The organism is Neobacillus niacini, assembly GCF_048572935.1.
Lineage (GTDB): Bacteria > Bacillota > Bacilli > Bacillales > Cytobacillaceae > Neobacillus > Neobacillus niacini.
The window spans coordinates 2213688-2225539 of record NZ_CP183883.1 but is presented as its reverse complement, the minus strand read 5'-3'; the positions used below and the strand labels follow the sequence as shown (position 1 = coordinate 2225539).

Here is an 11852-nt window from a genome sequence, read left to right as displayed (position 1 = left end):
CGATCAAGAAGATAGAAATAAGGAAGAGGGTGACCAAAAATCAGGTCGAACCCTCATATTTTTATACGAACACCTTTTTAATTACGTACTGGAGGTGCGGTTTCTTCTGGAGTTAATTCTCGCATTAACACAGGGACTGGGTATGGTACGCCATCTTTCTTTTCTAGTTTAATGGCATAGAGTGCTTGAAGGGCCTGATGATCTTCTTTGCGATAGGTCATTTTTCCTTTTGGAGTTTCAAAGCTCATGCCTTCCATTGTCTCTATAAGTTTATCGGCATCTGCGTCTCCTTTTGTTTTCTTTAACGCTTCCACGATTGAAATGGCTGCACTCATACCACCTGGTGTAAATAAGTCAGGGACATCTCCGTTAAAACGCTTCTTATGTTCAGTTACTAACCAATCATTAATTTTATTTTTAGGAAGATCATGATAATAAACAGTAAATCCTTCCATACCAACAAGCGGCTCCATTGTAGCTAAAGCTGCAATGTCAGGTGCACCTGTAGAAATTTTGATTCCTTTATCTTGAACCTTCATATCAGAAATTTGTTTCCAAGGAGAATTAGCACCCGCCCAAACAACAAATAAATAATCTGGCTTAGCATCAATAATTTTTTGAATGTTGGATGTAAAGTCAGTTGCTGCTGGATCGGCATATTCTTCTAATACAATATCTGCACCAAGTTTTTCAGCCGCTTCTTTAAAGGCTGCTACTCCATCACGTCCAAAAGAATAATCCGGAGCCAGGGTAGCTATTTTTACACCTTTACCAGCAATTGCTGCGGCACCCGCTACTGCGTCCTGAGAAGAATTTCGCGCAGAGCGGAAAATATACTTATTGAACTCAGAGCCTGTAATACTATCAGCTGCTGCTGGTTCTACAATCATAATCTTTTGATATTCTTCTGCCAGCGGCAAAACAGCTAATGTATCTGCAGAGCTGGATGATCCTACTAAAAAGTCCACTTTATCTTCTTCCAAAAGCTTGGTTGCTTTTTGAACAGCAACTTCTGGTTTTGTTTCTGTATCTTCTACAACAAACTCAATCTTTCTACCTTCAACCTCCATTGTTCCTTCCGTTGCATATTCAAGTCCAAGTTCAAAACCTCTTAATGTTTGCTTCCCGTAAGATTCTAAAGCACCAGTTGTAGAAGCAAGAACCCCAATTTTAATCGGCTCCTTACTCTCAGCCTTTTCTCCACTCCCCTTTGTATCTCCTTCCGTTTTGTCTGAACTGCATGCAGTAGCAAAAATCATGATAAAAATAAGAAATGCTGCTAAAACTCCTTTTCCACGAAATAACTTCACTTCTTTTCCCCCTTATTTTTTAAAAATAAAATCATTCAAGCTTTGAGTTAATAGTAAAAAAGTAGAGTTACAGAGAAGTTACAAGGAAAAACTGAAATGACCTTACGGAAAGACAAGAAAAAAACAGCCCTTCATTAAGGCTGTTCGATTTGATCTAAATATTTTTCTGATTCGAGAATCATATCGTGCATTTGTTTCGTTGGTTCAAGAGGAGATACTCCTAATTCTTCTTCTAGAACGACTTTACACTTTTGATACCATTTCATTGCCTGTGGACGGTTGTTTTTCCGGTAATAGCAATACATTAACAATCGATAGGCTTCTTCCCAGGTGCGGTCGCGCTTAAGTATTTTTTCACACCAATAAATAGCATGGTCATATTTTTCTTGCCGGACCATGATTTGAGCTATTTTTTCAGCAGCTCGTAAGAAATAAACCAGCATACTCTCACGTTTACTTATACACCAATCATCATATCTTCTGTCTGGCAGGTATTCCCCTTGATAAAGTTTTAACCCTTTTTCCAAAAGGGTAATCCCTTTTTCTTGGGATGCTTCATTTAGCCCTGTTTGAATCAATACTTGAAATTGAATGGTATCTAATTCAATTTTCGCATGAGGATTTAATCCATAAAACATTCCTTCTCTTATAATAAAAAAGGGGGCTGCCCTTGCCTTACGCATTGGCTCTAGAACATGATGAAGACTATTTAATGCAACTTTAAAATCACGGTCTGCATTTTTTGTATCTTGATTCGGCCAAAGAATTTGGAGTATCTCTTCTTTCGTCATCAGTTCGTTCACGGTTATAAAGAGCTGAAACAATTCCTTGCCTTTTTCACGCTGCCAATCTTTTTCTCCGACTTCCTTTTCTCCAAGCCAAACTTTAAATTGTCCTAGTGTTTGAACTCTGATCGAATATCCAGGATGGGAGTCCAATCCCCCAGTAATCCCCATATCCTGAAGGATTTTTATAGCATATGAGCTTTGAATATTCCCTTTTGCACACTTAATTAACATAGGTACGATCATCTGTAAATCCCTTGGACCAAATACTGATACCTTATGAAAAAAGAACTCAAATTCATAGGTTTGAATCATATATAAAAACTTATCGATTGTGTGTCTAAACAAATCTTCATCTTTTTCTAAAAAGTAAATATAGGCAAGCCAGAAACCGGATAACATTTGTCCAAACGTATCCTCGCATTGATAAAATAATGCTCTTGTTTTTTCTAAGTAATCCAGTCCTTTTTTTCCTCTTTCGTTATAAATACATGTAATCCCCATACATAGGCTAATAAGTGCGGAAAGCCAGATATCCTGTACTTTTTCAGTCTCCAATAATGCTCTTTTCCCTGCCTCTATTGCACGCTCGTATTCTCCCCTAGTTCCATACAGGATACAAAGTCCCATTAATGGTTCAGCTTTACCCCTTTCTACATTCAGCGTATCCATAATTTCCAAAGCCGTATGGTAGCACTTTTCGGCTAAATCAGAATCATATTTATTGAGAATTTGGACCGCATGCCCCATCCGAATCCAGCCGCAGGCCTCCACAAATGGTGCTTTTAAACTAATACCTTGTTGTATGCCTGCCTGTGCTAAATCCTTGGCATTCATTCCTTCTCCCGTAAAGGATTCAATTAGAGACAATAACAAATCGGTTTCTCTATGTGACTTCGGAAGAGCGTTACCACTTTTACCTGATAATTCTTCTTTTTGATTGTAAAGAACCTTTTTGGCCTCTTCAAACCGACCTGTTCTTAGATACAATCTTGCTTCAATATTTCCATCTACTATGGAGGGACTAGATTCTATTGCTTTTTGCAGCCATTTTTCAGCGTTAGTCGATTTTCCAGCATTCAAGAGATTTTCAGAAAGTAAATAATACAGCTTTGCCTTTTCTACTTCTGGACTACTGCTTTTTTCTCTTGCTTCAATAGCATCATATAATAATCTTTCGGCTTGATGAGGCTGAATGGTATCTAAATAAATCTTTGCTTTTCCTTCTAATGCCTTACTCATTCCAAGAAAATCTTTTCTCTTCTCGGCCTCTAAATAGGTTTTATCATAGCATTTCTCTGCCTCTTGATATTGGGAGCGGTACCTTAGGACCTCTGCTTTTAAAAACCAGAGAAAATAATAGGTGTCGAACTCTTTTAAAGGAATCAGCAGTAATTGATCAGACAAGCTTTTTAGCTTCCCGCCCTCAAGCATCGTAATACCATAGTCCTGTAAAATGGAGGCAATTGCTTTATAATGACTAATCTTTTTATAGTGGTAAAGAGCCTCTTCCCATAGTAATCTTTTTTCATAGAATCTGGCACATTTCTCATGGAGGGCAGAGTAAGCAGCGGGGTTATTTTTTAAGAAAGCGTTTTCTAAAAATTCTTTAAAAAGTGCATGGTAGCGGTAATGCTTTAATCCAATCTTCTGGATGAACAAATTTCTTTCTTTTAATTGCTCGAGCATATTAGAAGCTCCATGAATTCCAATTACTTCATCGCAAAGCTCTTCTTCCATAACATCTAGGATTGAAGTTTGCTCCAAAAATTGCTGAATGACTGGCGGTTGTTTTGAGAAGACTTCCATTACTAAGTAGTCGAATAAGTCCTGAAGTGAGTAGGTAGAATGTTCAAAGTGTGCAGTGATATCTCCAGTAAGTGGAATCTGCTGCGCTATCATACACGATGCAATAATCCATCCTTCTGTTATTTGATAGATATTTTGTAAGTGAGCAGGCTCAATTTCCAGCCCATAAAGGTCTGATAATAATAATTCTGTTTCTTCTAGCGTGAGAACTAAATCTTCCCGTGTCATTTCGAATAGCTGCCCGTTAACTTTCATTTTCGCTAAATGCTTCCAGCCAGGTCGGCTGCGGCTTGAAATCACTAAGTGTAAATTAGCAGGTATATGCTGTAGTAATTTTTCAATCCAACTGTTAATCGTATAGGAATGCTCAATTTGATGATAGTCGTCCAAAATCAACGTAATATCAGAATTAGCATCAAGGATTTCATTTATAAACAAGGTGCATAGATAACTCAAATCTTCTTCCCGTATGTACCGGTCTATTGTTTCAATATACTTTTCAATTTCCTGACCAAATTCAGGAACCACCCCTCTAATCGAATGAATGATATAGGAAAGGAATGGAAGGATGTCGTCGTCCATTGATGAAATGGAGTACCAGCAGCCTGGGATTTTTTCATCCCTCATAAATAAAGCCAATGCCGTACTTTTTCCAAAACCAGCACCCGAATGAATAATGGTTAAAGGATACTCAGGTATTTTCTTCATTTTCCTAGTAAGCTTAGCCCGTCTAATAAATTCGTCTTTAATAACAGGGATTCGCAGTTTTGTTTGAATAATAGGCAGCTTCATTTATTTATCCTCCTTTCTAATATTTCCAATTTTTACACTATTTTATCATATAATAAAGCTCCGTGGCAGAACTAGGTTTTTTAATAGCTAAGAAATCTTATTCTTCATAAATCATTTTTTTCGTCATACCGCCATCAACGACTAGATTAATACCCGTTACAAAATTATTTTCTCTTGCTGTTAAATACATACATGCTCTTGCAATATCATCGGGCTTCCCAACGCGTTTAGAAAAATGCTGATTATGATCAATGTCTGTTAATTCTGAGTAGTCCCCTGTGTGAATCCAACCAGGTGAAATCGCATTTACGGTTATTAAATCATCGCTAAGAGATGAGGCTAGAGCATGCGTGATACCAACAATTCCTCCCTTAGTAGCTGCATATCCCTCAGAGTTTGGTTCAGACATGAGTGCCCGCGTCGAAGCAATGTTTACAATGGCTCCCCCCTCTTGATTTTCACGCATATACCTCGCTGCCTCCCGTGAACAGAGGAAAACGCTCCTCAAATTGGTTTGGATGATATCATCCCATTCTTCAACCGTCACATCATACAACGATTTAAATAACCCTTTACCAGCATTATTAATTAGGACATCTAACCCACCGAATGTGTTTTTTGCAGTTTTCATTAGGTGAATAATATCATTTTCTTTCCTAACGTCTGTTTTCACGTAAATTACTTCAGTTCCCATTTGTTTAAGTTCCACTTCCGACTGTTTTCCAGCAGTTTCATCCACATCTGCCAACAAAACCTTTGCCCCTTTTTCAGCATAAGCAGCTGCGATGCCTCGGCCAATCCCTTTTGCTGCACCAGTTACAATTACTACCTTATTTTTAAAACTCATTAGAAACCACCTCTTCAATCACTTTTAACTGTAGTTTAACTTATTTTCCAGTTTACTTGAAAATAATGTGGAGATTTTTTCTACGTAATAAAAATAAATTTCAAGAAAAAATAAGAAAACCTCTAAGAAAAGGAGGAAGGAATTATGCAGGACAAATGTTTCTATTGTGTAAATGAAATCGAGGAAAAACAACATCGTTATGTTACATTTTTTAGTTCTAGTACTGAAAGAGATGAGATCCTTTGTCATGAATGTTATCAGGAGTGGCTGCAAGGGGTAAAAGGGTAGTATATATTACGAAAATAAAGGGCCGATTCTATCTCGGCCCTAATTAGTTGCACAATTATTCACTTTAGTAATGTTGCTGCCTGTATAGTCGATACTTAGCAGTTTAGCTGTCATGTCAGGAAACTTTGATTGAATGGATTGCTTCAGTAATCGTCCTTTTCCTTCTTCACAAAAACATAAAACGGTTGGACCAGCACCACTTAAGGCAACACCAAATGCACCCTCAGATTTAGCAAAATCTTCAACAGCATTGTAAAAAGGAATCAACGGTTTCCGATAAGGCTGGTGGAACAGGTCCATTTCCATCATTTTACCTGCCATCTCCCAGTTTTGACTAAGAAGTGCTGCAACTAAAACATTGGCAGTAGAGGAAGCTTGAATAGTATTTGAATACGAAAATTCTGTTGGTAAGACACCACGGGAATCTTTCGTTAATAAGCTTTCTCTCGGAATTACAGCAACCATTTCAAACGAAATAGATGCGATAGGAAGAACATCCACCTGGCCTTGCTGATAACAGCCAATGATAAGGCCTCCATATAATGATGCCCCAACGTTATCTGGATGACCCTCTATTTCTGTGGAGAGTAATAACTTTTCTTCTTTTGTTAACCCTAACTCACCAACATAATCAGCAAGCTCAATGCCTGCAATAATAGCTGAAGCACTTGAACCAAGGCCGCGTGCCAACGGAATATCACTTTCAACTTTTATTTTACACGGGTGTAAATCTCTGCCATATTTCGCTGCTGTTTGTAAGGCAATTTGGCAGATAAAATTCTGTTCATCTGCCGGGAGATCCTTTAACTCCTCTGATGTGGAATTACATTCCCATTTTTCACTTTTCTCTACTTCTAAAGTTAAATATAGATTCAGGGCAACACCGATTGAATCAAAGCCAGGGCCAAGATTTGCAGAGCTTGCTGGAACTGTAATAATAAATTTATCATTATTTTGAGTCATTGTATGACAACTCCTTTAAACCCGGCCATCTCATAATGATTTTCTCACTACTCTATACGCACTTTTTATTTCTTTTACCGCTTGTAAATCGTTTAATTCATACAGGATGGCATCATAATTTGTAAGTGACGCTTTATGTGTAACCAAGACAATTTCAGAAGTTTCGTTTTTCTTTACTGGAAGCTGTAATATTTTTTCAAAGCTGACACCGTATTTTGCAAAAATGGAAGTAAGTTCAGCAAATACACCCACCTCATCCTGTACATGGATTCGTAAGAAGTATTTAGAGTACTTTTCATTATCATCCTTTAAGCGCTTAGGGTACTGTGGTGTAACCGCACTGCGTCCATTTACTCCAAGTCGTAGATTTTTCATTACTCCTACTAAATCTGAGACCACTGCCGTTGCGGTTGGCAGGCTTCCTGCACCTGGTCCATAAAACATGGTTTCACCAACAGCCTCGCCATACACATAAACAGCGTTATACTCGTTTTGAACCGAAGCCAATGGATGGTTGTCGGACAAGAAGGTAGGTTGAACACTTACCTCTACTTTTTCCCCTTCTCGGTGAGCGTATCCTAACAGTTTCATTGTATAGCCTAACTGTTTTCCATACCGAAGATCTTCTTCTGTTACAGTAGATATTCCAGATACCTTTACATCATCAAGATCTATATGCATCGAAAAGCCTAAAGTGGCTAATATTGTCATTTTTCGGGCCGCATCCAATCCTTCTACATCGGAAGTTGGATCGGACTCCGCGAACCCAAGCTCTTGGGCTTCTTTAAGAACATCTTCATATGCACTACCATCTTGGCTCATTTTTGTTAAAATATAATTAGTGGTTCCATTTACAATCCCCATCATTTGGGTAATACGATCAGAAGCTAGACCATCAACTAAACCTCTTAAGATTGGAATACCACCAGCTACACTGGCTTCATAAAATAAATCACAGCCATTTTCAGAAGCAACAGACAACAATTCTGATCCATGAAGAGCCATTAAATCTTTGTTTGCTGTTACAACATGCTTCCCTTTACGGAGTGCACCAAGCAAATAATCCTTTGTTTCGTTGACTCCGCCCATTACTTCAATCACAACATCTATCTCAGGATCATGCAGGATATCAGATGGGGTAGATGTTAACAGCGCTGGATCCACTTCAGCCGGTCTTTCTTTATGTATATTTTGGACCAGGATTTTTTTGATGACAACAGGACAACCAACCTGGTGCATTAATTTATCTTGGTGATTTTTGATAATTTTTACAACCCCTGAACCAACTGTTCCTAAACCGAGTAACCCAATTTGGATTGCTTTCATAAATAGTCCCTCCTGATCTGTCTATCGCATACGCACAATTGTCTTTATATAGTAGACATTATATTATTCTCTTAATATATTTACAATAGACTAATTTTTTTAAAAATTCAATGTAATCGCTTACCTCCATGCTAGTATTGGCCTTCCTTTTTTTAAAAAATTTTTAAATTTGAATACTCAAAAAATTATTTATTTTACCCTTTACAATCGTAAAGATATCCATGTAGAATATTCTTTAAATTCAGGTAATCTAAATTAAATGTAATGATGAAGACGGCATTAAGAGAATGCTTCAGAGAGCCGGTGGCAGCTGTGAACCGGTGCAATTTCTTAAACTTGCCCAGCCCTTCTGAACTGGCAGACTGAAATTTTAGTAGGAATGCCCGGGATTCCCCGTTAACCTATGGAGGCTGCATAACGATTTGCAGCAAAAGAGGGTGGCACCACGTTGATCACGTCCCTCATAACAAGACAAATCTGTCCTGTTATGGGGGATTTTTTATTTTACTAAAAAATTAGAAATACGAGAGGATGAGTAAAAAATGTTTAAGGTACTAGTAACCGATGGTATTAGTGATTCTGGTTTAAAAAGTTTGTTTGACCACCCTAATTTTATTGTAGAGCGCCAGCCTACTTTAAAGTTTGAAGAGCTAAAGGATATTATTGGAGATTACGAGGCTTTAATTGTCCGCAGTCAAACGAAAGTTACGGCAGAACTGCTTCAATATGCTGACAGGCTTAAGGTAATTGCTAGAGCCGGTGTTGGTGTAGATAATATCGATGTGAATGCTGCTACAGGTAAAGGAATTATCGTCATAAATGCCCCTGGTGCGAACACGATTGCCGCTACAGAACATACTTTAGCGATGATGCTCTCTATGGCAAGAATGATTCCGCAAGCCCACAGAAAAACGGTTGGCGGAGAATGGGACCGAAATTCTTTCAAGGGAGTAGAATTATACAAAAAAACACTTGGTGTCATTGGTATGGGTAAAATCGGAACCGAAGTCGCAAAGCGTGCTAAGAGCTTTGGAATGAATATCTTGGGATATGACCCCTATTTAACAGAGGAAAGAGCTGAGAAACTTGGAATGAAAAAGGCAAGTCTCGATTTAATCGCGCGCGAGTCGGATTTCATAACCATTCATACACCACTTACAAATGATACAAAAGGTTTAGTCAACGACGAATACTTAAGCAAGACAAAAAAGGGAGTACGATTTATTAACGTCGCTCGGGGCGGAATTATCGATGAAAAGGCGTTGGTAAGAGCGATTCAAGCTGGCCACGTTGCAGGTGCAGCACTCGATGTTTTTGAAAAGGAACCAGTTGCCGACCCAGCCTTGCTGGATAATCCAAATATTATTGTTACCCCGCATTTAGGAGCTTCCACTGTAGAAGCACAAGAGAAAGTAGCTCAAGAGGTCAGTGAAGAAATTATTGAAATTCTTGAAACACAATCCATCCGCAATGCGGTGAATATGCCGCAGATGTCAGGTGAAACGCAGCAAAAAATGCAGCCATACTTACTGCTTGGAGAACAAGTGGGACAGCTGGTGGTTCAACTATTAAAGCATGCTCCTTCTAAAATTGAAATTAATTATTATGGAGATTTAATTGAAGAAGATACTGAACTATTAACTAGAACAATGATTAAAGGAATTCTCTCCTATCATTTAAGTGACTCAGTTAATTTGATTAATGCTCTTCATCTATTAAAGGAGCAAGGTGTTTCCTATAATGTGCAAAAAAATGCCTCGAATAAAGGTTTCGCCAATTATATGGAGCTATCAATTACAAAAGGCTCTGAAACAGCTAAAATTGGAGCGACAGTCTTAAACGGCTATGGTGCAAGAATCGTGAAAATCAACGATTATCGTATTGATGTACGTCCTGAAAGCCATCTCTTACTTGTAAAACATCAGGACGTGCCTGGTATGATTGGTAAGGTTGGATCTCTTCTTGGGGATTATCAAATTAATATCGGAACGATGCAAGTAGGCAGAACAGCTGTTGGCGGAGAAGCAATCATGGTCTTAACACTTGATAAGCAGATTACTCCCGAGGTTATTAAAGCCCTTACACTTATTAATGGTTTAAACGAAGCTCAATCACTGGAGTTAGCGAATGTAGATTCCTTTTATCCAGGAAAGCAGGAGCTTGAAAAAGTTAAATAACTAAGTGATGCTGGCCAAATCTGTTATGGATTTGGTCTTTAATATTTGATGGTTAATTCTGGAGATTTATTCTACGAGCTATTTGTGCCCGTTCTAACTAGAAAGGCGGGTAAAAGGTAACGAATTGGGGCTATTCATGCCCGTGTATCTGGAAATACGGATATACGGTAACGAATAGAGGCTATTCATGCCCTTTCTAACTGGAAAGGCGGGTAAAAGGTAACGAATTGGGGCTAATCTCTCTCGCTTGAGCTAAAAATAAGTTTCGTTTACTTTTCAGTTGCAATCAGATCAACCATCAGACACGAACTAAGAGGGATTGCTCGGCAATCCCTCTTAGTTTTTCTCGATTATTTCTCTCACATCAAGCACTGTATCGAGAATATAGTCTGCAGCGTGCTTTTCAAAGTCACTTCTCGCGTCTTTTCCTGATAATCCAGTTAACACTGCAGCAAATTGACATTCCATTTTTTGTGCAGCCAGCAAGTCCGCCAGTGAATCCCCGACAACTAATACCTCTTCTCCATTTGATATTGGCAAAGTAGTACTCAAACAATCCTCTACTGAAGTATTTCTTCCTTTTAGCCCCATAATGTACGTAAATGGATCTGGTTTTGAGAGTGATAGTCTTTCGTTTAATCCCTTTTCTGCTTTGAGCACATCATCTGCAGTGACAATATGATTGATATCAAAATGTTTTAGCCAGTTTAAGTGGTGAAAGGGTTGAATGGTTTCAAGCTCTGGTCTCCCCGTTCCAATTCCTATTTTTACTCCAGAATCTTTTAGGAATGAAAAGAGTGCTTCTATCTCTGTTTTAGCAGCCAATGTGGTTTCATTCGCTAAAAAGCCTTTCTTTCCTAATTGAACAGAAGGTTTACCAGTGGATTTTTCTACATTCTCATCGCCAACATACCATTCTTGACTGACATGCTCACATACTGACCAAAGTGCATTGATTCCACTAAAGATTTCTGTTTGAACCCCGAGTTTCTCTTCCGCTAATTGATTAAGATAATTGAACAATTCTTGCTTTGTTTCCTTTGATTCTTCAAAATCAGATACAAATAGATTGAAATCCTGATTAACTGAATAATTACGTAATACCCTGCCTATATCAAGCAGCACTTCTCTTGTAATGGGTTCCTGCAGCCAGTTGTTGATGCTGCTATTTTCTTTTTCCTTTATTTGAGATAAGAGATGGATTAGTTGATGACCAAAAGACAAATAAATCATATCCCAATTCGCATTGAGCCCCCTTGACTTCATGAGCTTTAGAACTTCATCATGCTTTCCGAATACAGTCTCCCGAATACTCTTAATCTCTGCTTCACTATAATCTGTTTTAAATTTCTCAGGTGCCAATGCCAAATAATTATTACTTATTAACAATTCCCATACGGTTAATGCAGAGGCGTCAAAATAATGCTCTTCACTTAATAAGACTCCATCAACGTCAAATAAAATTGTTTTTATCACTTAACCCACCCTCTTTTCCAGTCCACTTTATTTCGTTATCGTAACACAGTAAAGAGTTGTTTTTAAAGAGGATTCTAAA

At 38.2% G+C, this 11852-nt stretch carries 8 protein-coding genes and 1 other annotated feature; of the genes, 2 read left to right on the top strand and 6 right to left on the bottom strand.

All coding sequences use genetic code 11. The features are described from left to right. Nucleotides 1–77: 77 nt before the first annotated feature. The 3 genes from ACN6MT_RS10475 to ACN6MT_RS10465 all read right to left on the bottom strand — a co-directional run bounded on the left by ACN6MT_RS10475 (nucleotide 78) and on the right by ACN6MT_RS10465 (nucleotide 5543). Nucleotides 78–1259 carry a substrate-binding domain-containing protein gene (locus ACN6MT_RS10475; protein ID WP_419956419.1) on the bottom strand — a complete coding sequence of 394 codons (1182 nt, stop codon included), beginning with the start codon at nucleotides 1257–1259 and terminating at the stop codon, nucleotides 78–80. A gap of 185 nt (nucleotides 1260–1444) precedes the next feature. Further along, entirely contained in the window at nucleotides 1445–4696 is a 3252-nt protein-coding gene (locus ACN6MT_RS10470; RefSeq protein WP_419955823.1) for a BTAD domain-containing putative transcriptional regulator, read from the bottom strand. Between the two features lie 97 nt (nucleotides 4697–4793). Then, nucleotides 4794–5543, bottom strand: coding sequence for a glucose 1-dehydrogenase (locus ACN6MT_RS10465; RefSeq protein WP_419955822.1), 750 nt, complete (start codon nucleotides 5541–5543; stop codon nucleotides 4794–4796). A 144-nt stretch (nucleotides 5544–5687) separates the two neighbouring features. On the opposite strand from ACN6MT_RS10465, the gene ACN6MT_RS10460 reads away from it, so the two are divergent. Further along, a complete protein-coding gene (locus ACN6MT_RS10460) occupies nucleotides 5688–5831 on the top strand; it encodes a hypothetical protein (protein ID WP_419955821.1) in 144 nt (47 codons plus the stop codon). Nucleotides 5832–5870: 39 nt separating this feature from the next. Here ACN6MT_RS10460 and thrB read toward each other — a convergent pair whose 3' ends face one another. Both thrB and ACN6MT_RS10450 read right to left on the bottom strand, forming a co-directional pair. Continuing rightward, nucleotides 5871–6794, bottom strand: coding sequence for a homoserine kinase (gene thrB, locus ACN6MT_RS10455; protein WP_063254098.1), 924 nt, complete (start codon nucleotides 6792–6794; stop codon nucleotides 5871–5873). Nucleotides 6795–6824: 30 nt separating this feature from the next. Next, the gene (locus tag ACN6MT_RS10450; protein ID WP_419955820.1) at nucleotides 6825–8120 is read right to left on the bottom strand and encodes a homoserine dehydrogenase; all 1296 of its coding nucleotides are present in this window, start codon (nucleotides 8118–8120) and stop codon (nucleotides 6825–6827) included. A gap of 255 nt (nucleotides 8121–8375) precedes the next feature. Beyond that, nucleotides 8376–8585 (top strand) — a binding site (T-box leader). Nucleotides 8586–8662: 77 nt separating this feature from the next. Here ACN6MT_RS10450 and serA point away from each other — a divergent pair. Beyond that, complete coding sequence (gene serA, locus ACN6MT_RS10445) at nucleotides 8663–10297, top strand: phosphoglycerate dehydrogenase (RefSeq protein ID WP_419955819.1); 1635 nt, start codon at nucleotides 8663–8665, stop codon at nucleotides 10295–10297. Between the two features lie 336 nt (nucleotides 10298–10633). Here the strand turns inward: serA and ACN6MT_RS10440 are convergent, their stop codons facing one another. Further along, nucleotides 10634–11773: an HAD family hydrolase gene (locus ACN6MT_RS10440; protein WP_419955818.1), complete on the bottom strand. Its 1140-nt coding sequence runs from the start codon at nucleotides 11771–11773 to the stop codon at nucleotides 10634–10636. Nucleotides 11774–11852 lie beyond the last annotated feature (79 nt).